At 36.0% G+C, this 22,806-nt stretch carries 20 protein-coding genes, 1 pseudogene and 1 other annotated feature; of the genes and pseudogenes, 16 read left to right on the top strand and 5 right to left on the bottom strand.

The genetic code is table 11. The annotated features are described in order from the left end of the window. The first annotated feature begins 186 nt into the window (after positions 1 to 186). Both BAOM_RS13150 and BAOM_RS24430 read left to right on the top strand, forming a co-directional pair. Complete coding sequence (locus BAOM_RS13150; protein WP_127760638.1) at positions 187 to 1,146, top strand: aldolase catalytic domain-containing protein; 960 nt, start codon at positions 187 to 189, stop codon at positions 1,144 to 1,146. 192 nt (positions 1,147 to 1,338) lie between these two features. Beyond that, the gene (locus BAOM_RS24430; protein WP_164853218.1) at positions 1,339 to 1,497 is read left to right on the top strand and encodes a hypothetical protein; all 159 of its coding nucleotides are present in this window, start codon (positions 1,339 to 1,341) and stop codon (positions 1,495 to 1,497) included. A 64-nt stretch (positions 1,498 to 1,561) separates the two neighbouring features. Here BAOM_RS24430 and BAOM_RS25095 read toward each other — a convergent pair whose 3' ends face one another. Continuing rightward, positions 1,562 to 1,696 (bottom strand): hypothetical protein, encoded by a 135-nt coding sequence (locus BAOM_RS25095; RefSeq protein ID WP_257467295.1) that lies wholly within the window; start codon positions 1,694 to 1,696, stop codon positions 1,562 to 1,564. Between the two features lie 266 nt (positions 1,697 to 1,962). Between BAOM_RS25095 and BAOM_RS13145 the strand changes: the two genes are divergently transcribed. From BAOM_RS13145 to BAOM_RS13130, 4 genes are all read left to right on the top strand, one after another. Next, positions 1,963 to 2,994, top strand: a complete 1,032-nt coding sequence (locus tag BAOM_RS13145) for a Delta(5) desaturase DesA (protein ID WP_127760637.1) — start codon at positions 1,963 to 1,965, stop codon at positions 2,992 to 2,994. A gap of 80 nt (positions 2,995 to 3,074) precedes the next feature. Then, a complete protein-coding gene (locus BAOM_RS13140) occupies positions 3,075 to 3,626 on the top strand; it encodes a response regulator (protein WP_127760636.1) in 552 nt (183 codons plus the stop codon). 283 nt (positions 3,627 to 3,909) lie between these two features. After that, positions 3,910 to 4,830 (top strand): HPr(Ser) kinase/phosphatase, encoded by a 921-nt coding sequence (hprK, locus tag BAOM_RS13135; RefSeq protein ID WP_127760635.1) that lies wholly within the window; start codon positions 3,910 to 3,912, stop codon positions 4,828 to 4,830. Positions 4,831 to 5,156: 326 nt separating this feature from the next. Next, positions 5,157 to 5,972, top strand: a complete 816-nt coding sequence (locus BAOM_RS13130; protein ID WP_127760634.1) for a hypothetical protein — start codon at positions 5,157 to 5,159, stop codon at positions 5,970 to 5,972. A 603-nt stretch (positions 5,973 to 6,575) separates the two neighbouring features. Here the strand turns inward: BAOM_RS13130 and BAOM_RS13125 are convergent. Next, positions 6,576 to 6,947 carry a DUF2750 domain-containing protein gene (locus BAOM_RS13125; protein WP_127760633.1) on the bottom strand — a complete coding sequence of 124 codons (372 nt, stop codon included), beginning with the start codon at positions 6,945 to 6,947 and terminating at the stop codon, positions 6,576 to 6,578. Between the two features lie 340 nt (positions 6,948 to 7,287). On the opposite strand from BAOM_RS13125, the gene BAOM_RS13120 reads away from it, so the two are divergent. The 5 genes from BAOM_RS13120 to BAOM_RS13100 all read left to right on the top strand — a co-directional run bounded on the left by BAOM_RS13120 (position 7,288) and on the right by BAOM_RS13100 (position 13,805). Then, a complete protein-coding gene (locus tag BAOM_RS13120; RefSeq protein WP_127760632.1) occupies positions 7,288 to 9,003 on the top strand; it encodes an ATP-binding protein in 1,716 nt (571 codons plus the stop codon). 424 nt (positions 9,004 to 9,427) lie between these two features. Beyond that, positions 9,428 to 9,472 carry an erythromycin resistance leader peptide gene (locus BAOM_RS25550; RefSeq protein ID WP_127762567.1) on the top strand — a complete coding sequence of 15 codons (45 nt, stop codon included), beginning with the start codon at positions 9,428 to 9,430 and terminating at the stop codon, positions 9,470 to 9,472. 363 nt (positions 9,473 to 9,835) lie between these two features. Further along, positions 9,836 to 10,327, top strand: a complete 492-nt coding sequence (locus tag BAOM_RS25090; RefSeq protein WP_252282449.1) for a putative RNA methyltransferase — start codon at positions 9,836 to 9,838, stop codon at positions 10,325 to 10,327. A gap of 625 nt (positions 10,328 to 10,952) precedes the next feature. After that, entirely contained in the window at positions 10,953 to 11,636 is a 684-nt protein-coding gene (locus tag BAOM_RS13105; RefSeq protein WP_127760631.1) for a nitroreductase, read from the top strand. A 149-nt stretch (positions 11,637 to 11,785) separates the two neighbouring features. Continuing rightward, positions 11,786 to 12,029: a binding site (T-box leader), on the top strand. 72 nt (positions 12,030 to 12,101) lie between these two features. Continuing rightward, a complete protein-coding gene (locus BAOM_RS13100) occupies positions 12,102 to 13,805 on the top strand; it encodes a 2-isopropylmalate synthase (protein WP_127760630.1) in 1,704 nt (567 codons plus the stop codon). A 157-nt stretch (positions 13,806 to 13,962) separates the two neighbouring features. Here BAOM_RS13100 and BAOM_RS25085 read toward each other — a convergent pair whose 3' ends face one another. Continuing rightward, positions 13,963 to 14,088, bottom strand: coding sequence for a hypothetical protein (locus BAOM_RS25085; protein ID WP_257467292.1), 126 nt, complete (start codon positions 14,086 to 14,088; stop codon positions 13,963 to 13,965). A 374-nt stretch (positions 14,089 to 14,462) separates the two neighbouring features. Further along, positions 14,463 to 14,843, bottom strand: coding sequence for a helix-turn-helix domain-containing protein (locus tag BAOM_RS13095; protein ID WP_286676272.1), 381 nt, complete (start codon positions 14,841 to 14,843; stop codon positions 14,463 to 14,465). Between the two features lie 455 nt (positions 14,844 to 15,298). Here BAOM_RS13095 and BAOM_RS13090 point away from each other — a divergent pair, with 455 nt between their 5' ends. The 5 genes and pseudogenes from BAOM_RS13090 to BAOM_RS13070 all read left to right on the top strand — a co-directional run bounded on the left by BAOM_RS13090 (position 15,299) and on the right by BAOM_RS13070 (position 21,630). After that, entirely contained in the window at positions 15,299 to 16,306 is a 1,008-nt protein-coding gene (locus tag BAOM_RS13090; RefSeq protein WP_127760628.1) for an asparaginase, read from the top strand. A gap of 285 nt (positions 16,307 to 16,591) precedes the next feature. Then, positions 16,592 to 17,605 (top strand): asparaginase, encoded by a 1,014-nt coding sequence (locus BAOM_RS13085; protein WP_127760627.1) that lies wholly within the window; start codon positions 16,592 to 16,594, stop codon positions 17,603 to 17,605. 142 nt (positions 17,606 to 17,747) lie between these two features. Next, positions 17,748 to 19,187 carry an aspartate ammonia-lyase gene (gene aspA, locus BAOM_RS13080; RefSeq protein ID WP_127760626.1) on the top strand — a complete coding sequence of 480 codons (1,440 nt, stop codon included), beginning with the start codon at positions 17,748 to 17,750 and terminating at the stop codon, positions 19,185 to 19,187. Positions 19,188 to 19,291: 104 nt separating this feature from the next. Continuing rightward, a pseudogene (nhaC, locus tag BAOM_RS13075) lies at positions 19,292 to 20,703 on the top strand (Na+/H+ antiporter NhaC). Between the two features lie 132 nt (positions 20,704 to 20,835). Continuing rightward, the gene (locus BAOM_RS13070; RefSeq protein ID WP_127760625.1) at positions 20,836 to 21,630 is read left to right on the top strand and encodes a fumarylacetoacetate hydrolase family protein; all 795 of its coding nucleotides are present in this window, start codon (positions 20,836 to 20,838) and stop codon (positions 21,628 to 21,630) included. Positions 21,631 to 21,909: 279 nt separating this feature from the next. Here the strand turns inward: BAOM_RS13070 and BAOM_RS13065 are convergent, their stop codons facing one another. Beyond that, the gene (locus tag BAOM_RS13065) at positions 21,910 to 22,404 is read right to left on the bottom strand and encodes a DinB family protein (RefSeq protein WP_127760624.1); all 495 of its coding nucleotides are present in this window, start codon (positions 22,402 to 22,404) and stop codon (positions 21,910 to 21,912) included. Between the last annotated feature and the right edge of the window lie 402 nt (positions 22,405 to 22,806).

Here is a 22,806-nt window from a genome sequence, read left to right as displayed (position 1 = left end):
CTGGATGAATATCATTTATTTTTCGATAAATCAAATTTTTCAAAATAGATTGACACTAGATTGACACCCTTGAAAGAATCGTGATATAACATAATTAAGGTACTTTATTACATAAAAGCATAAAAGTGTGAAAGTATAAGGGCTAAAATTAATGAAAAGTGGGATAAATAGGAGGAGATTAACATAATGAAAAATGATGTGAAAATTTTGGACTGTACCATTCGTGATGGAGGTTTGATTAACAATTGGGATTTCAGTGTCGAATTTGTTCAAGACTTGTATAATGGCTTAAGTGCAGCTGGTGTTGAATACATGGAGATTGGCTACAAAAACTCCCCTAAGCTTCTTAACGCGACTGAGCCCAACCCATGGAGATTTCTTGACGATAACTTCTTGAAAGAAATTATCCCTGAGAAAAAGTTCACAAAGCTATCTGCTTTAGTAGACATTGGGCGTGTAGATCCAAATGATATTCTGCCACGTGAACAAAGTGTTTTAGATATGATTCGAGTAGCATGCTATATTCGAGAAGTGGATAAAGGCTTGGAGCTTGTAAAAATGTTTCACGATTTGGGATATGAGACTTCGCTTAACATTATGGCTTTATCTAGTGTGCCTGAACATCAACTTATTGAAGCGTTTAAAATGGTACAGGAAAGTTGTGTAGATGTTGTATATATCGTTGACTCCTTTGGAAGCTTAGATCCTACGGATATTGAGCATCAGGTGAAGAAGTTCCAAGCAATGATTCCTAACAAGCAGCTTGGAATACATACGCATAACAATATGCACTTAGCATTCGCCAATACATTAACTGCGATGCAAAATGGGGTTACTTTCCTTGATTCGTCTGTTTATGGTATGGGTCGTGCGGCTGGTAACTGCCATACAGAGCTTCTTGTTAGCTACATAAAAAAGACAAGCTATGAGCTTAAGCCAGTTCTTGGTGTAATTGAAAAGCATATGCTAGAAATGCGTCAAAAGTGGGAGTGGGGCTATATCATTCCTTACATGATCTCTGGTGTACTTAATGAACATCCACGTGTGGCTATGGCTTACCGTGATAGTGACGATCGTGACAAATTCGTAGAGTTTTATGACAAGGTAACATCACCTGAAGTTACTCTGGCTCCAACGTCGAAATAGGTTATTTAAAGGTACCTCTACTGATATTAGAAAGAAAACAAAACCAGCTTCCTTGGCGAAGCTGGTTTTATTTATGCACTTGTGTTTAACGAAGGAAGTTAATGTACTTATATTTCCTTATCGAATAAAAAAATTCCTAAGGTGTATCTTAAGATTACGAAAGCGAATAAAAACTTAAGTGGAGGGCTTACAATGGTGAACCTTGATTTTGATAAATTTATTAAAACCCAGAAAAAACACGAAGGACAATATTTGGGCGGAGGAAATCAGCCCCAAGGAATAAATGACGAAGAATATAACAATCGAGGAAATTCAGACAAGTCGGTGGGGACTACAGGAAGGAAGATATAAAGCAAGCTAAAATATGAAGAGGAAATTCCTGTCGCCAGCTTATAAAGGTGGCGACAGACTGTTCTCATTTTGGCTGTTGAATAGATACATGTTTTGGGGGAGCGGGATATGTTCTCTTACCTTCATCGTCAGGACCAGTAAGGGTATTTCTTTTATCCAGGACTTTTCCTGTATACTTAATTGGGTTTATATCTGTCATTGTTTTCACCTCCATTTAATAGGATGGTTGAAAAATAAGTTCAAATGCCAGGTAATTTCTCCTTTTAATGAAGAAATTTTTAGGACTATTAAAAAAGATGTAACCGTAAGAACAAGGCCTTTCCATTTGGGAGAGGTTTTTCCATATTATCAGCCCGTATATGACATTTATCATACTCTGTACATGACACCTACTACTAATAACTTCAATTCCCTTCCTTTATAATTAGACATAACGATGGAAACAAGGAAGGAAACTCAAATAAAATGACCTTACAAAATACGAAAACTTTGAGAAAACAAGTGGCTCCATTTGAAAAATCAACGACAAAAGAAAGTGTATGGCAGATTATTAACACAGTCGTGCCATTTATTACATTATGGTATCTTGCTTATATAAGTCTGTCCGTTTCTTATTGGTTAGCATTAGTTCCTATTGTGATAGCTGCAGGATTTTTGACAAGAATTTTTATTATATTTCATGATTGCACGCATCATTCTTTTTTAAGAGACCGCCGTGCCAATCGAATAGTTGGGACAGCTATGGGTGTGTTAACGTTATTCCCTTTTGATAAATGGGGACACGAGCATTCCGTTCATCACGCGACAAGTGGTAACTTAGATAAACGAGGTACAGGAGATATTTGGACGCTTACAGTAGAGGAATATTTAACAGCACCACTTAAACTTCGTTTGGCCTATCGTTTTTATCGCAATCCATTCGTTATGTTCGGATTAGGACCGATTTATGTATTCGCTCTTAAAAATAGATGTAACCGTAAAGGTGCCAGAAAGAAAGAACGTATGAACACGTATTTAACGAATATTCTTATCGTTGCTTTAATCGGAGTGCTCTGTATGGCAATTGGATGGCAGTCATTTCTTCTAGTACAAGGCTCTATTTTCTTACTATCAGGTTCAATAGGTATTTGGTTGTTTTACGTACAGCATACTTTTGAAGATTCTTATTTTGAAGAAGATAAAGATTGGGAATATGTGAAAGCCGCTGTGGAAGGAAGTTCTTTCTATAAACTCCCGAAAATTATCCAATTCTTAACCGGAAATATTGGGTTTCACCATGTTCATCATTTAAGTCCAAGGGTTCCTAACTATAGACTAGAAGAGGCACATAAAAATACACCTCCATTACAAAACGTACCGACGATTTCTCTTGCTACAAGTTTGAAGTCGCTCCGTTTCCGTCTATGGGATGAGGAAAATAAGAATTTCGTGAGTTTTAAGGACGTCAAAGCTTTAGCTAAAAATAAAATTTCCGTTCAAGTAAAAACTGAACTGTAACTTCACCATCTATAGTTGACTCCCCTTTATTTATGGGGAGTCTCTGTTTTATAGTAGCTTCCAGGTAGGAGGGAACTTAAATGATTCGAATTGTCATTGCTGAGGATCAGGAAATGCTGTTGGGGGTAATAGGCTCCCTGCTCGATTTAGAGGAAGATATGGAAGTGGTTGGTCAGGCAAGGAATGGAGAAGAAGCCCTTACTCTTGTGCACCAATTGCAGCCCGATGTTTGTATTATGGATATAGAGATGCCCGAAATGAGCGGACTTGAGGCAGCAGAGGTTTTAATGTCAACAGAATGCAAGGTAATCATTTTTACAACCTTCGCAAGGACTGGTTATTTTAAACGTGTACTAAAAGCGGGTGTAAGAGGTTATTTATTGAAGGACAGTCCAAGCGAGGAGTTAGTCTGCTCGATTCGCAGTATTATGGACGGCAAGCAAATTTATTCTCCTGAATTAATAGATGATAATTCCAGTGATAGTGATAACGAACAGGAAATACCAGTGTCAGAACTGGTGGACGATGGTCAAATCACCAATGAACTTTCTAATCAGCGAAGTAACACAGTTGGAACGGTTAGAAATTACTTTTCAACAGTCATGAATAAAATGAAGTTGCCAACTGGATAGAATCTGTTTAACATTCACTCAAAAAATACACCACATCTAAGAAACCTCCTTGAGAGAAAGGCAACGATGCTGTAATGAAATAAAAATTCTTTTTGAGCTCTTTTTCTATAGTGAGAAAGGGTTTTTATTTTACTTATTCCAGCTCTAAATAATGTAAAGTTTTAAGTCAAATGTATGAAGTGGAACAAATTTCTTCGGGGAGTCCATATGATAGATGAGATTTTTTACTTTTTCTAGTATAATCTAGATTTAGAAGATTAAGAGAAAATGTGGGGATAAAAAAGTGAAGCGATTAACTATTGATCAGGTAGTTCGTAGATTTTCTTTAAGTGTATTAGTGGGGGAGCATCATTTACAGAGCGAAATTAAACAGCCAGGGGCGCATCGACCAGGTTTGGAATTTGTTGGTCATTTCGACTTCTTCCCTACCGAGCGAATTCAAGTTCTAGGGAAAAAGGAAATTACTTATTTACACAAGCTAAGTCATAAAGAACGAAAAATGCGGATTAGAAATATTGTTCAATATCATCCACCATGTTTTATTGTAACGGCTGGTGAGGATGGACTAACCTATTTGACTCAACATTGTATCGAAGAGAACATACCACTGCTTGTGACGAAAGAACCTGTCGCGACGACGGATTTTATAGCGCAACTCGATGCATATATGGTCAAAGAATTAGCACCTGAAACAGCCGTACATGGAGTATGTGTCAATGTATTTGGGATAGGCATTTTGCTTCGTGGAGATTCAGGAGTTGGTAAAAGTGAAACAGCTCACACGTTAATTGGCCGGGGACATCGATTAGTCGCAGATGATATTGTAGTGTTAAAAAAGCTTAGTGCCCAAACCCTTTTAGGAACACATGACGAAAAAACAAAGGAATTCTTGGCTCTGCGCAGCATTGGACTGTTAAATGTTGTTCGCTCTTATGGACAAAAGGCATTTCAAAATGAAACCCGTATTGCCCTAGAAATCAACCTAACGAAATGGGAAAAAGATGCGTTGTACAATGACTTGGAACAAGAACCGGCTTATACAGATTATATGGATATTAAGATTCCTTCGATGGAAATTCAACTGCAACCCGGTCGCGATATAGCCGGCCTAATCGAGGCCGCCGCCAACAACTGGTACCTCAGACAACAAGGCTACAGTGCCGCCGAGGACTTTTATAGTCGCCTGGCACCTGAATTTTCTTAGAACAGTTACTGTAGTATCTTGTTTTTTGTTGTACAAGTAAGATTCACGAAGGACGAAGAGGGGCTGTTTGAGATTAGATAACCCCCATCAAGTACCTGCTTTGGTGCACTTGGTACAGATACAGGCCGGTTTGGTAAGGCTGCCATCAGCAGTCAATGGAAATGATGAAAAATCACCGATTATTTGATACTAACTTATCCCGATCCATAATGGTTCGGGATATTTTTTTGGAAATTTCTCTTCTATCTGTCCCTTTGCGACCTTTTTTAGACAGAGGGAATAGACCAAAGTTGAAAACAAAACCCCATTAAACGAGGCGTTGCGATATGAATAAGAAAATGATCTTAACGGGAATATTGACTGGAATCATGACTTTGTTCCTTATTGCCTGCGGGTCGAATAATGCGTGGGAAAAAGAGGAGAAAACAATTGAAATGAGTGACAGGATTATAACGGAGAATGTAGAGGTAGAATGGGAGCTTGATAATAATCCGGCTTCCGGAAAGGGAACGCAAATCCGGCTTCATATAACAAATAACGATGAGCCGATTCATGATTTTGAAGTGAATCATGAAAAATTACTTCATTTAATTATTGTGAGCAAAGACTTGTCTTATTTTAACCATGTCCATCCTGAATATAAAGGAAACGGTGTATTTGAAATCGAGAATGAATTCCCGGCTGGCGGAGCGTATCGAATGGTGGCCGACTTTAAACCGTCCGATGGCAGCTCGATGAGTAAGATGGAGTGGATACATGTGGAAAGGAAGAATAGTCAGCCAGCAGCTGTTGCTGTAGATAATCATCTGGAAAAGTCCGTTGATGGTAAAAAGGTAGTGTTATCTGTAGATCCTCAACTGGAAGCGGGAAAAGAACTGACTCTAAAGTTTACCTTAACGGATGAAAACACAAATCAACCGATATCCGACCTAGAACCTTATTTAGGCTCCATTGGGCATGTAGTCGTTTTTTCTAAAGACGGAGAGCGCTACTTACATGTTCACGCAGTGGAGGACCAGGGGAGCGGACCCGAAGCGGTATTCGAAACTACCTTTCCAGAAAGCGGAGTCTATAAAATATGGGGCCAATTCCAAAAGGACGGTGAAGTGTTTACCGTACCGTTTGTGATACAGGTTCCTTGAGTGAGGGGATGGTTTTCTGCTCCTGCAACGATGATTACCTACAGTTAGAAACATTGATTGTTGTCCCAGAAAATAATAAAGTTGGAGTTACTGACGGGGTGAATAATTTAGCAAGTTTTAAGCTTGAAATCTTGTTCTTTTTAGGGTTGGCTTGATCCTGACCACCGGTATCTTTAGGTAAAAGCGAGTTATCTATAAAATAGCATAAGAATTGTGTGAGTGTCATCTTGAAAACAAACTATCGTATAAATTGAAAGTAAAACGACCGTGAAGGAAGAAAATAGTGAAAAACAGGTAACCCATTGAGTAAGTATCTAATTTGAGATGGCTATTTGGTGGGTTAAATTATAGCGTTAAGCCTATCACTTTAGTAATAATAGTCATTGGATATGCTAAGAGGATATCATGACTGATTTTGTCGAATATATGGGGGAATATTCAAGTATAATAGAAGTAAATTATACTTGAGAGGCGGTTTGAAAAATGAGTTACTTTCTAGGTTCACCAGCTAACATAGTAGGCAATAGTTTCTTAAGGGAACCTCAAGACTGCCACGTTCGTAAAAAAAGCGTCTCCACTTATTGTAGAAACGCACCCATTAATTCAATAATTTTCAAGTTCAGTTTCTAAATCTTTTAGGATAACACCTATATTAACCACTGCTGTATCATCAGTTGGAAAAATAGATGGTTTTATGCCATCGTTTTTCATTCCAGTAAGCCATTTATTAATAAAATCATCCAAGTCAATCGGTTTAGCTTCGCATTCTGACCATTCATTTTTAGCACAGATTTCTGCAAACTCCTTTTTCGGGAAAAACGGAATGACTGTATTACCTTCCTCATCCTGTCCTGTCACCCAACCATCATTGTACAAACTCCAAACCTCTTCAAAATCTACAACCTTTTTTATGAAATACTCATATCTAATATTTGGTGGTTGTTTCATTACTGCTTCCAATTCTTTTTTATTCATTAGCATTATTCCTTTTCCAATTAATAAAGTATCTTTTCTGTTATTTTATCACTTACTTCTTGTTCCACTAAAATCCGTAGTTTAAGTACATTCTTTCACGAACTTGTATATGGACATAAGGTACTTTACAAAATTGTATTTTTGTTAATCTCACTAAAAAAGGACCGTCTTTTATACAGTTGAGAGCCTTTTTTATAAAAGCTCTATTGTTCGATTGTGCTTTTATACTATTATATAAATATTGGCGAATAATTATGGTTTTGAATCAATGAAAATAAGACAAAAATTAGAAATTCTCACTAAACAAAAATGATATATCCACAAGAAGGTTGTGATTCGTTTGAACACACATGTTAAAAAAAAGTATACTTTGATAATACTATTAGTTGTAGTGATAACCATTGCCGTAACCATCTCAGCTTTCTCACTTTATGGCTACATTAAAGATGTAGTTATCAATGAAATTGGAAAAAATGCGGCTAATACCTCGATGACGATTGCAGAATTTATTGAACAGGATTTAGATTCATACAAAAAATTATATGATACTAAGGAATACAAAGAAGGGACCTATAATAAGGTTTACTATGATAAAATGCAAAAGCTTTTTAATAAGTTAATTAAACAAACAGGCGCTAAGTATATTTATACAGAAAAACGAGTATCTGATGATGAAATTGTTTATATTTTAGACGGAAAAGGTCAGGTATTAGGTGTAAAAGAAAAAATGTCCAAGTTAAAAATAAAAACATACAATAATGAAGCTCCTATGTACAGTGAAATTATCTCTGATGAAATATGGGGTCCCATTATTTCTGGTTTCACCCCAATAAAAGATAACAAAACAGGTGAAGTCTATGGATTTATAGGGGTTGATTTTTCCTTACAATATATACAAAATATCCTCTTCAAAGTAAAACAAGTGATCACATTGGTCAGCTTACTAGTTATTTTCCTTTCTTCTATCATAGCTTACATCATTTTTCAAAGAGTAATTGATAGAGAGTATGTGGAAAGCCAGCAGAAATACAAATCTCTAGCTGAAAATACTCCTGACTATTTATATATTTTAGATGAGAAAGGTCATTTTATTGAATCAAATCCCCAATTTGAGACCATTACTGGGTATAGTAAATCTGATTTAATCAATAAAGAACCTTCTAATCTAATACTAGAGGAATATCATAGAATAATTGATAACGGAATTGAACAAACTCGTAAAGGTTTAACGACTAGGAATGATATTCAGATAAAAAAGAAGGATGGAACCATCCTTGATGTTCATACAACATTATTTCCTATGAACATCAATGGAAAGGTTATGGGCACTTTTATATATGGTCGAGATGTTACTAAAATAAAAGAAACGGAAAAAATGTTACTCAAGGCAGAAAAACTATCGGTTATAGGCGAGTTGGCCGCTGGTATTGCACATGAAATTCGAAATCCATTAACGTCTATACGAGGATTTATCCAATTATTACATTCCGACGACCAGATCCATTCCACTTATTATCAAGTGATGTTAGAGGAAATTGATCGAATCAATCAAATTGTTGGCGAACTTCTAGTACTGGCTAAACCAAAAAAATCACAGTTAGTCAAAGGGAATATTGAAGAAGTCATGCAATCCGTTATCACTTTATTAACACCTCAATCCAACCTGAATGGTATAGATATGTTCATCAAAGCGTTGGACCCTATTCCAGAAATAGATTGTGAGCCCAACAGTTTAAAACAGGTATTCATTAATATGATTAAAAATTCTATTGAAGCTGAAGCTAAAAAGATCGAAATTAAACTAAGTAAAACCAAAGATGATTTCGTAAAAATTATGATAAAAGATGACGGATGTGGAATCGATGAAGAAAGAATCAAACATCTTGGAGAACCTTTTTATTCGATGAAAGAAAAAGGAACAGGACTGGGATTAACGGTCAGTTATAAAATTTTGGCGGACCACCACGCAACGATTCGCTATTCCAGTCAGTTAGGTCAGGGAACAGAGGTAGAAATTTGTTTGCCAATTCATGCGGACCTTAAAAAACATTCATAAAGTAACTTAAGAGATTATTCATTCATCTACAGAAAATAGAGCGTCATTGCCCCTTTTCCTGTAAGTGTTATTCTCTTCTAAACTTTAACCTAGATACCTAAGTGTTGTTAAACAATATGTCCCTATAGCTAAAGAAGGCGCAATTCATTCCAAGAATTGCGCCCTTTTGTTGAAGAATAAGAGCCTTGTTCCAGTAAAGATTTTTTCCTTAGAACTGTTATCTCTATTGCTACGATATAGTTCTATTAAATATAATCACTGGTTTGTGCGTGTATCATATGAGTGTACCCAACTGAAATATGTTCTTGACCAAGTAATTATACTCTCTCGTAATGTATCGTATACATTTTTTCAGTGGATATTTTCTAATAGAGGCCCTATAATCATTCTTGTATTTTTAAATATTAAGGAGGATTATTAAAAAATGACACATTTTATGAGACTACGATTCCCAACTTTGAACAAGTAATTGAATATGTTCAAAGGCTCTGTTTATGTATGCAGAGTAAACGGGATTAGTCTGTCCTTTTTTAATAATCTTCATTTCATATATCATTCACTTATATAAGCGATTTGTTGCCCATTTGACTAACTTTCCTAGTGGGTTCTCATTGCCTGGTTGTTTGTGGGGAAATATGTAATGTAAAGAAAGGTGGCTTGTTCTGCCTTTCTTTATTTTTGTCTAATTTACCTTTCTTTGCTATGCCAAAGGTGGGTTTATTTGCTGACGGCTTCAAAAAGCCACTAATAAAATAAGGATGGGTCTCTTTCCCTTTACTCTAAAATCACAGACAGATGCTGTGATTTTTTTATTTGAAAGGAAGAAGAAACCATGACTAATAAAGAAAAAAGTGCTGAATTAGTTAGTAAATATGTTCATGTATTTAATTGCCCGCTATGTAATAGTCCAATGGAGGTTGTTGATTTAAGAAGCCTCATTTGTTTAAACAACCATACGTTTGATTTTGCGAAACAAGGCTATGTAAACTTGATGACTCGTTCTACAAATAGTCATTACGACAAAAAATTATTTGAAGCAAGACATAAAATCATTACGGAAAGCGATTTATACGGCCTGCTGCATCAGAGGATTTCAGAAGTTATCAATGAAAATATAGAGACTTCAAATAATGAAATCATGATTTTTGATGCTGGATGTGGAGAAGGTTCACATTTAAACATGATCTTAGACAAATGTAAGAATGAAGCGATGATAGGGCTTGGCTTGGATATTTCAAAAGAAGGCATCCTGATGGCTGCGAAAAATTATAGGAAATTAATATGGTTTGTTGGGGATTTAGCTAAATCACCATTAGTGGATTAATCGTGCCAAGTTATTTTAAATATCCTTTCTCCTGCGAATTATAAAGGTTTTAAAAGTATTTTAGCTCCAGATGGTCTCATTGTTAAGGTAGTTCCTCGTCCGAATTATCTAAAAGAAGTAAGAGAAACATTTTACGGAGATACAAATAAGAAGACTTATAAAAATGATAAAACAGTAAACCTTTTTAAAAAACATTTCTATTTAAAAGAGGTTATTAACGTATGTTATGAAAGAAATTTAGATCAAGAAGAGCTGATAAATTTAGTGCAAATGACTCCACTTTCTTGGAAATCGAAAAAAACAGATGTTGAGTCATTTATGAATTGTGGTTCTTCTAAGATTACGATTGATTTAGATATATTAATTGGATTGAATAAATTTTAAAAAATGATATATTTCTTTAATCTTTACCAACGGAGAAGTATGTTTATTTTATCCGTTATAAGGCGTGCTCTGTAAATTAAATACTCATCTCTCTACATACGCCCTTCATTCTAGGAGGATAATAATGAGACATCTAAACGGAGAAAATAGGAGGTATGAGGGGGAACATATCAGGTCTAAGTTCTATCATTGGATCTCCCTCCTGAACAAACCTAAAATATGGGATGCATTCAGCTAAAGGATGAAAACACAGGAGGTTAGCGAAATAGATTCGATTTTTCAATCGAGAAAAACAACTCGGAAATATAAGAATAAGCCCATAAGCAAAGAGACGCTTGTGAAAGTCTTTGACGATGCGACTCGGGCACCGTCGTGGGCGAATTCACAGCCTTGGGAGATTTATGTAGCTGCAGGAGAAACGCTAGAAGAGTTAAGGTCAGCTTATCTTCAATCTTATGAAAATGGAGAACCGGGCCAGCAGGAGATGCCAGTTCCGAAAGAGTGGCCGGACTATATACAAGAACGCATGAATCAAGCATACGCAGCATCGTTTAAGGCAATGGGTATTGAACGAGATAATCAAGAAGCACGCGAAGCCAATTGGAAGAATAATTTTGCCTTCTTCAACGCGCCTGTTGCGGTCTTTTTATGCTTAGATGCTTCTTTAACGGATTGGTCCATTCTTGACTTAGGGCATTTAGGGCAAAGTTTGATGCTGGCAGCGAAAGCGCATGAACTGGATTCAACGCCGGCTGCAAGCTCCGTGAGCAATCCTGCTCATCTTAGACGAATTCTAGATATACCGGAAAGCCAGAAAATCGTCGTCGGCATCATGCTGGGGTATGCAGATGAAGACCATCCGTATAACCAGACAAGGTCTACCCGTGTCCCGTTAGAAGAGGTCATACATTTTAGAGGCATATAAAAATGTGAGAGAAAGGAAAGAGCTATCGTTGGGATAGTTCTCACGTTGTTAAAAAAGAAGTGAAATAAATTTGTACTAATCTTTATTTTCAGTAAATTCAGTATTGACAACTTGAGTTTATCGATATATTATCGTATTTAATTACATAATAATAAGCAAGGATTGGAAATAGTAAAAGGATTTATAAACTTTTCAGAGAGCTGATGGTTGGTGAGAATCAGTAGTTATAACCTTTGAACTCGTCCAAGAGCTACTCCCTGAACATAATCAGTAGGGGATGTCGGTTTTCTACCGTTATGAAGATAGGTGGTGATTGCCACCGAAAATGAGTGGATTAATATAATTATGATTAATCAATTAGAGTGGTACCGCGAGCAATGCCTCGTCTCTATATTTTTTTAGAGACGGGGCTTTTTTTATTTTTATAAATAAACGAACAATTAATACGAAAAGGTGGGAGTCAGGATGAAAAATATCAATAAATATTCTAGAGGTTACTTTATGCCTCCAGTTCAAAGCTTGAAATGGACAGAAAAGGAGTATATTACAGAAGCTCCTACTTGGTGTAGTGTGGATCTTCGCGATGGAAATCAGGCTTTGGTCGTCCCAATGAGTCTAGAGGAAAAGTTAGAATATTTTCAGTTGCTTTTACAAGTAGGTTTCAAGGAAATCGAAGTAGGTTTTCCAGCTGCTTCGGAAACCGAATTTACATTTTTACGTACATTAATTGAAGAAAATTTGATTCCGGATGATGTGACAATTCAAGTTTTAACACAGTCCAGAGAACATATTATCAAAAAAACATTTGAAGCGTTACAGGGTGCGAATAAAGCAGTGGTGCACTTGTACAATTCCACATCGGTGGCACAACGTGAGCAAGTATTTAGAAAACCTAAGGAAGAAATTATCGATATTGCTGTAACTGGAGCAAAAATGCTTAAGAAATATGCTGCTGAAACCGATGGGAATTTCCAATTTCAGTATTCTCCTGAAAGCTTCACAGGTACAGAAGTAGAATTTGCACTTGAGATTTGCAATAAGGTACTTGATATTTGGCAGCCGACAGTTGATAACAAGGTAATTATTAACCTGCCAGCTACTGTATCCATGTCCATGCCTCACGTTTACGCAAGTCAAATTGAGTATATGAGTGACAATCTAAACTACCGGGATAATGTAATCCTATCACTTCATCCACACAATGACAGAGGAACTGGGGTAGCAGATGCTGAGCTAGGAATGCTTGCCGGAGCGCAAAGAGTCGAAGGAACATTGTTTGGAAACGGGGAAAGAACAGGAAATGTGGACATCGTAACACTTGCATTAAATATGTTTTCACACGGGGTCGATCCAAAGCTGAATTTTGAAAATATCCCTACGATTATATCTAAATATGAAAAATTAACAAGAATGAAGGTTCACGAAAGACATCCATATGGCGGTGAGCTTGTCTTTACTGCATTTTCAGGTTCCCATCAAGATGCCATTGCCAAAGGTATGAAATGGCGCGAGGAAGAAGAACGTCAGTATTGGACTGTACCTTATCTATTAATTGATCCGATGGATATTGGAAGAGAATATGAGGGAGATATCATCCGAATTAACAGTCAATCCGGTAAGGGAGGAATCGGTTATATCCTTCAGCAAACGTATGGGATTGATATACCTGCCGAAATGCGTGAGAGCTTCGGATATAGTGTGAAAAATGTCTCAGATCATATGCACAAGGAACTTATGCCGAACGAAATCTATGACATTTTCATGAATGAATATGTGAATATTAACACTCCTGTCGAATTTATCCGTTATAAGCACACTGAAAATGGTCATTACGAAACGATTGTATCAATCCGGATGAATAACGAAGAACATGAATTTTCGGGTGTGGGAAATGGAAGATTGGATGCTATCAGCAATGCTCTTCAAACCAAACTGGATATCGACTATACCAATTTGGTCTATAAGCAGCATGCGTTAGAAATAGGCTCAGGATCAAACGCTGTATCTTATGTAGGAATCACAGCTAAGAATGATACGGTATATTGGGGATGTGGAATTGACACTGATATTATGACTTCTTCAGTAAAAGCTCTATTTAGTGCCATTAACAACATGGTATCCAGCTTACAACTTCCTGTTGGAAAAGAATTTACCCATTCAAAAAAATAAATGAGAAGATAGTATTATCTTTTATGACAACAATATGTTCTTATGCTTGCTCTTCATTTTAAACGCAATTTTGGATGATAAAGCTGATAAAAAACTACGATATAATTAGTTGAACTGCACCCCGATTGTTAGACACTGACAATTGGGGTGTAGTTTTTTATTCTAGATTCTTATCTAACAAAGCCCCCGGTTGTTCTGCCATGACACGAGCTGGCAAAGTCATTTCATTCTTGAACCACCATTCCACTGCTCCAACGACCAATGAAATAAATAAGTAGACCAAATTTTTGAGAAGCCTTTTTTCATTTCTTGCGTTATGTAGATATAAATATTTTTCATAATTTTAAAATAGATAACGGCATTATTAAAATAACGTTATGGAATTTAGCTGACTTTGGTGATTGTATGTAACAAGAGATTAAATGATTAAATATTTACTAAGAATCGATTGTTTATTTAGAAAAAGTAAAGATGCTATAAAGATAATAGTTGGGGAGTATCAAGGAATTAAAAAGTTTTTTACTAGTAGTTTTCTCTCTAGAAGAGACGTCAAATAGAGGAAAGACAGTCACAGCAGAATTGAAATACTAATAAAGCATATTTGGAACAAATTATATACTATTAACTTCCTAACTGGAGGAAAGAAGATTGAATCATTTAAAGTCCGTTTTCCTCAATTTCCCGTTTTGCACGTATAAATGCAATAAAATGATATAGCTCTTCAGAAGTGATGATTTTTTTGTCTATTGCTAGTTTAATATTAATTAATTGTTTATTATCTGTTAAATCAACAGGATAATTGACTTCAACTGGTTCTTCTTTCGCATTGAAGTATGAATCATCTGTTCGTTCTAATAAATAGTCAACGGATGTTTTAAATAGTTCAGCGATATTTTTTATTGTTTCCAGCGAAGGTTCTCGATAACCAGATTCATATCCTGCATAAGTACTTTTGGCAATTCCAAGTTGATCGGCTATATATTGCATTGACCACTTTCTACTTTTTCTTAGTTCAGTTAATCGCTTTAACATTTTCATAACCTCCTAGAACTTATACTTTATTATAACATTGGTTATTGATGGTTGCAGGTGCAGGAAATTAATTTGTTCGCGTTATGAATTAATCATCTTGCTATTTTACTGATTATTCCCTATAATGTGAATAGAAGTTCTCAAAATGCGTATTTTTAGAGTTTCTAAATGAAAGCGAATTCAGTTAATCTCAAATTTACATTTCATTTGTCCTAAACTTAATGAGTATTTTTATATGTTTCGTTACTAAGTAGGCACTTTTTTGAGAAAACGAGTATAAGACTATAGGAAAACAAGCGATATGGAAATTCTATTATGAAAAAACTAAACAGTCCATAGTAAAGTAGGGGGCTTAATGTTCTAGTTACATATGCAAAAAATAATGGACTTAATGTCTAGCTCTTTTTAAAAAAGGTGAGTTTATAAAAAAAGAGTAATGAAATGTAGTGAGGAGAGTCCCTATGAAAAAAATACTTATGCTAACTACTGGAGGTACTATTGCAGCTGTGCCAGGGAAAGAAGGGCTATACCCAGAAATTTCCGCTGAGCAAATAGCTAATTATTTGCCTGAACAAAATGATCGATATAAGGTTGAAAGTAAAACTTTAATGAATATTGACAGTGCGAATATGCAACCGGAATCCTGGGTGAAAATAGCAGAAACTATTTATGAGCATTATGATATGTATGATGGATTTGTTATAACTCACGGGACAGATACAATGGCTTATACGTCCGCCGCCCTTTCGTATATGCTACAGAATCTTGTCAAACCTGTTGTGATAACAGGATCTCAAATTCCGATTAATTACAAGAGAACTGATGCTAAGAAAAATATTAGTGATGCCATTCGGTTTGCGTGTGAAGATATAGGCGGTGTCTTTACTGTTTTTGGTGGGGTGGCAATAATCGGAACAAGAGTGGTTAAATTAAGGACGATAAGCTATGATGCCTTTGAAAGCATTAATTTTCCATATATAGCTCGTGTCAATAATTCGGAAGTGTTATATCAGAGGCCGATTTCCTTACCAAAACATAAAAAAATTAAATTTAATGCATCGGTTTGTCCGGATGTCTTTTTATTAAAGCTTCACCCTGGGACTAAACCTGAACTATTTGATTATATAAAAAAACTATATAAAGGAGTCGTTATTGAGAGCTTTGGAACAGGTGGAATCCCCTGTCAAGAAAGAAGCTTAGTTCAAAAAGTACATGAACTTATCGAATCAGGGATAACGGTAGTCTTTACAACGCAAGTACTTGAAGAAGGTGAAGACCTGGGCTTGTACGAAGTTGGTAGGAAAGTGTCAGAGAATATGATTGTTCGTACAAGGGATATGAATACAGAAGCAATTATTCCGAAACTAATGTGGGCTTTAGGTCAGTCAAATGATTCCGAAAAGGTGAAGAAGATTATGACGACACCTATCGCCTATGACATGAAACTGCCGAAATCTGATGAAAAATAGAGGGCAGTGAAACTATTTTTCTAGCTCTAAATGACAAGAGGAATCTTTCCTCTTGGTTTATAAAGTGTATTTTTCTATTTTTAAAAAGGTTGAAAATTCATTATATTTTTTTAAAAGTAGTTAATAAATGGGTAATTATGCATGTGTGTTCGCGAAACGAGAACTAATAAACTAATTTTTAATAGAAAAGTACGCGCTGAATTCAGAAATGAGAAACATCCATTATAGTTTCGCAGATTAGAAAGCAAAGAAATTACTTACGAAAAGATTAGGAAGGAAGTAATTATGAAAAGAATACTTTTACTAACAACAGGCGGTACTATTGCTTCAGTTCAAGGGGAAGATGGACTTACCCCTGGAATTACAGATAAAGACCTGGTCGGTTATTTGCCTGAATATAAGGAAGAATTATTGCTTCATAGTGTTATTTTAATGAATATTGATAGTACAAATATGCAACCGGAATACTGGGTGGAAATTGCTCAAACTATCTATAACAAGTATAACGAGTATGATGGTTTTGTTATCACCCACGGCACGGATACTTTAGGGTATACTTCAGCGGCACTTTCCTATATGCTCCAAGATCTAGCAAAGCCGGTTATCGTAACAGGATCTATGGTTCCTATTAGTTTTGAAGAAACTGATGCGAAGAAGAATATGATGGATGCTATTAGGTTTGCTTGTGAGAAGGTTTGCGGGGTTTATGTTGTTTTTGATGGAAAGGTGATTAGTGGAACTAGAGTCGTTAAAGTAAGATCAAAGAGTTACAATGCCTTTATGAGTATTAATTCTCCCTACATCGCTCATATAGAGGGATCGGAAGTTTACTACTTAGAAAATATCCCAGCAAATGAAAGCAATGTAGTCAAACTGGATACTTCTATGTGCAGTAATGTGTTTGTTTTAAAGCTTTTTCCAGGGATTACACCAGAGGTTTTTGATTATATCAAACAGTCTTATCGAGGTGTTGTAATAGAAAGTTACGGAAATGGTGGTATTCCATTTGAAAAGAGAAATCTACTTCAAAAGATCCATGAACTAATAGAAGCTGGGATTGCAGTTGTGATTACCACTCAATGTCTTGAGGAGGGAACTGATTTACAACGATATGAAGTAGGAAGAAAGCTGTCTAAAAAACTTATTATTTCCTCAGGGAATATGAACACAGAAGCGATTGTCACGAAACTGATGTGGGTATTAGGCAAAACAAATGACTTGGATCAAGTGAAAAAAAGGATGGAGACACCTATAGCTAATGATCTGCAAATTCAGGAAAACAATAGCTTAGTTTTATAAATGGTAAAAATAGAAAGTAAATGAAAGCGAAATACTAATATGTTTTTAGGTAAAAGCGGATAGAATCTTCATTTATATAAAAGTGAATAAATACCATAAATGGGTAAAAAATAAAAATGCAGAATGAAAGTGAGAGGACTTGATGAAAAACATAGAGGTTAATGATCGAACATACCGTATTGAGCGTGATTTTCTTGGTGAAAGGGAAGTTCCGAAAAATGTATATTACGGAATTCAAACGCTGCGGGCAGTGGAAAATTTCCCTATTACAGGATACAGGATCCATGAAGAAATGATTAGAGCTCTAGCTATGATCAAAAAAGCAGCCGCATTAGCCAATATGGATGTAAAACGTTTATATGAAGGAATCGGTACAGTTATCATTCAAGCCTCAGATGAAATATTGGAAGGGAAGTGGCACGAGTATTTTATTGTTGATCCAATTCAGGGTGGCGCTGGTACATCTATGAACATGAATACAAATGAAGTTATTGCAAATCGTGCTCTTGAACTACTTGGTTATCAAAAAGGAGAATATCAACGTTTAAGTCCAAACACTCATGTAAATATGTCACAATCTACAAATGATGTGTTTCCTACAGCTATTCATATTTCAACTCTTAATTTACTAAGGAAGCTCCTTGATACGATGAATGACATGGTGCATGTTTTCAAAAGTAAAGCCAAGCAATTTGATCATGTTATAAAAATGGGACGCACTCACCTCCAAGATGCTGTACCAATTCGTCTTGGCCAAGAATTTGAAGCGTATAGCCGTGTATTGGAACGTGATATTAAGCGTATTGAACAAACATGTCAGCATTTATACGAGGTCAACATGGGAGCAACAGCTGTAGGAACAGGATTAAATGCAGAACCTCGATATATTAAACATGTTGTAGAATACTTAGCAGATATTAGTGGACTTCCTATTGTTGGTGCAGAGCATCTTGTTGATGCAACCCAAAACACGGATGCCTATACAGAGGTGTCTGCTGCATTGAAGGTCTGTATGATTAATATGTCCAAAATTGCAAACGATCTTCGGTTAATGGCATCCGGGCCAAGGGCGGGATTGGGAGAAATTCATTTACCGGCGCGTCAGCCTGGTTCCTCCATTATGCCAGGAAAGGTCAATCCAGTCATGGGAGAGCTTATTAATCAAATTGCTTTTCAGGTAATAGGAAATGATCATACGATTTGCCTGGCATCTGAAGCTGGACAGCTAGAATTAAATGTAATGGAACCTGTGCTTGTTTTTAACTTACTACAATCCATTAGTATTATGAATAACGGTTTCAGAAGCTTTACAGATTATTGTTTAAAGGGTATCGAGGCAAATGAAGATAGAATGAGGAGATATGTGGAAGAGAGTGTAGGAATTATTACAGCCGTCAACCCTCATTTAGGATATGAAGTAGTCTCGCGAATAGCAAGAGAGGCCATTTTAAAAGGTAAATCTGTAAGAGAGCTTTGTCTTCAGTATGATGTACTGACAGAGGAGGAACTTGATTTGATTTTGAATCCTTACGAAATGACTAATCCAGGAATTGCAGGGGACTCTCTTTTTGATCGGAAGTAACACTAGTATTTCTACTAATCTAGTATATTCATAGTTAATAGATAACGAGAAAAAATCTTTTGATTAAAATATTGTAAAATCATTTTATTATTAGAGGAATACGGGTGAGGGATATACGATTACCATCTATTTTAGAAATCATTTGTACATTAGGATTGTTTTTAGTAATTGTTTTCTCGTTTACTGCATTTTTTGATTTACCAATCCAGTTGGCGCTTTTTATTTCGTGGTTTATTGTAATTTTACTTGGATTGAGATTAGGATTTCGCTATGAAGAATTACAGAAAGCCATTACAACAGGCATTTCAAATGGGCTTGAGGCAATATTGATACTTATTGCAGTTGGTGCATTGGGACCTGGATTGCAGGGGGAGTAGTGCCAACGCTTATTTATTACGGATTGGAATTTATTCATCCAAGTATTTTCTTATTAGCTACATTAGTTATCTGCTCAATCACATCTTTGGCGACAGGTATATCATGGGGAACGGTCGGAACCGCTGGAATCGCTATGATGGCAATTGGAGAAGGACTAGATATGCCTCTTCCCCTTGTAGCGGGTGCCGTTCTTTCTGGAGCATACTTTGGAGATAAACTCTCTCCGCTTTCTGATAGTACTGTACTTGCAGCATCCCTTTCAAAAGTAGAAGTTATTGCACACGTGCGTGCTATGTTATACTTAGACATTCCTGCCTACCTTATTACTGCAATTCTTTTTACTGGCGCAGGATTTATATATGGCGGGGAAGGTACTGATTTAGAAAAAGTAGAGTTTCTGAAGTCAGCACTACTTAATACATTTAATATTCACATTTGGATGTTGGTTCCTGCTATATTTGTTATTGTCATGCTTGCTATGAAAAAACCTTCTGTTCCTACAATTGCTTCAGGAGCTCTGCTTGGAGCTATCTGGGCAGCAGTGTTCCAGGGTATGAATGTTACCGATGCTGTAGGTACTGCCTACAGCGGTTTCTCCATTAATACTGGTATTGAATTTATGGATAACCTTCTTAATCGTGGTGGAATGGAAGGAATGCTTGGATCGGTCGCTGTAATTATATTTGGATTAGGATTTGGTGGTCTGTTGGAACATTTAGGAGTAATCAAAGTGATTGTTTCCAAGTTTCAGGCTTACTTAACATCAGCTGGAAATGTAACCCTATCCACTTTAATTGTAGCATTCTTTGCTAATGTTTTTGGCTGTGCTATGTATGTTTCATTAATTTTAACTCCTAAGATTATGGGAGAAAGCTATGACAGATTAAATATTGATCGAAGAGTATTAGCACGAAACTCTGAAGTCGGGGGGACATTAACCTCTGGTATGATCCCGTGGTCTGACAATGGGATTTTCATGGCGGGGATTCTAGGCATTTCCACCTTTTCTTATACTCCATTTATGTGGTTAAGCTTTGTTTCTATTATTCTTGCGGTAATTTATGGTTATACAGGAAAATTCATTTGGTACGTCCAACAGGAAAAGAATGAAGAACAGTTGCAACAAACAGCTAATTAAAATTTGGGGCATTTTTTGAGAAAAATAAGGTGGGGTTTAATAAAAAGAAAAAAGACAATATTAATTAGCAAGTAGGTACGATTTATTGGTAAGCTAGTTAGTAAAGGAGTCAATGAAGGAGTTCGTTTAGAAATGAAGACATTACAAAAAGTACAAACTATTGTTCGTTATCAAAACCATGATAAAGTATTTTATGGGATTGTTGAGGATGACGAAATTATACAATTGTCTAGTGGTTTTACTGAAATTGTAAACAATCAACTGAAATATGATGATGTAAGAGTTAAATATAGTGATGTAAAGATTTTGGAGCCAGTGACCCCTTCGAAAATCATTAATTTTGGCTGGACATATGCTGGACATGCAGAAGAGACTGGAGGAGAGGCTAATCGCAATGAGCCATTCCTGTTTTTAAAACCAACGTCTTCTTTGATTCCAGATCAGAGTGAAATTATTCTTCCATCAAGTGAATTAACCAACCAGGTAGAAATGGAGGGGGAAGTAGCACTTGTTATTGGTAAACGGGGTAAAAATATAAAAGAAGCAGAGGCATTGGATTATGTTTTTGGTTGTACAATCTTTAATGATGTAACCGCAAGAGACCTTACTCAAACCGATCCACAGTTTACGCGAGGTAAAGGTTTTGATACTTTTGGTCCGTTGGGGCCGTGTATTGTCACAGGAATAGATCCAACTAATTTAGGAATTGTTACAACTTTAAATGGAAAAGTTGTACAAGAGGGGAATACTAATCAGATATCATTTTCCTTGCCTTTCCTTATCAGCTGGATTTCACAAGTTATGACACTTGAGCCAGGTGATGTCATTGCTACTGGCTCACCTTCAGGGAGTTGTCCTATGAAATCGGGAGATACAGTAGTAGTTGAAGTGGAGCATATTGGTAAACTGTGCAACCATGTAAAGTAGATATTATATAGAAGGCTATTTTAGGTACTAAGTCACCCTTAAATGTGCTCAACTGTAGAACCTTAAGATGTTAAATTGACTAATTTTAAAGCAATAAAAAACATAAAATTATAATTTTATCATTAGACTAACCAAGGCGATGCTTGAAGAAGTATCGCCTGAATATTTCCTGTATAGATCCTGTATAGATCCTGTATAGATCCTGTATAGATCCTGTCTGATACTGTAATCTTTGAATTTGTTGGTAGTTTAGCGTTTTTTGTTTTTTTAATCTGCCTATTATTTCTGCTGTAGATTGCCGGAATATGAAGAAATAGCTCGATATAATCGCTTAATCGTTTCGATGTGTAATGCTTCATGGTAAAAGCTGAATAAAAATGCCTCACCAACTGTGTAAAATGTAATGCCTCCTCGATTTGTAAATGGAGTTGGCAGTTTTTCATGCAAACGTCCTGGAATAAAATTTTTGATTCTCGTTTTTTGCTCCGTCAAGACCTCTGCAAGCTCGGCAAATGATGGAGGCGTTACTTCCCATTCTGTCGGTTTCGTTCCAGCACTAAAAAGCAGCTCGTAATTTTTCGGAATGTTCATCTCTTCATTTGAAATTCCAAAGACGATTTTTTCCTGTACGAATGCAATGTGTCCAAAGTTCCAACGAATATTGTTGTTAAAACCTTTTGGAATGGTATCGGAAATTTCTTCCGGAATGTTTTTCATTGTTTGCTCAGTTATTCTACGCACGGTTTCCATATGACGAATAATGGTTTGTTCCAAGAAAAAGCCCTCCTTTTTTAATCATCTCTATATAGGCAATTCGCCGTCTTTACGTCTTTTTCCTACTATTAGGAATATTTTTATGTTCTATTCGTTAAGGATTCAATCGTATGGAACCTGCTGCTTAACTAGGTAAATGTGCTTCTTAATTGACTAAGGTAGAACCTAAGGCTTATATTAAATGAGCGTAATGAAATCATTCATATTCTTAGGAGTTCTTACCATCCGAATAATAAGAATTAAGATTTTTTAACCCGCTTAAGTGAATATGCAAATTTCAGTAGGATTAAAATGTATACTATATACAAAAAATGTTACTACTTATCATTGTTAATTAGATAGGCTATCCTAATTCTTGAAAAGCAATTTAATTTCAAGGAGGAATAAAGGTTTACTATCGTT

Source organism: Peribacillus asahii, assembly GCF_004006295.1.
Taxonomy (GTDB): domain Bacteria; phylum Bacillota; class Bacilli; order Bacillales; family DSM-1321; genus Peribacillus; species Peribacillus asahii_A.
The sequence above is the reverse complement of the archived record's forward strand: the minus strand, read 5'-3'. Positions and strand labels throughout refer to the sequence as shown.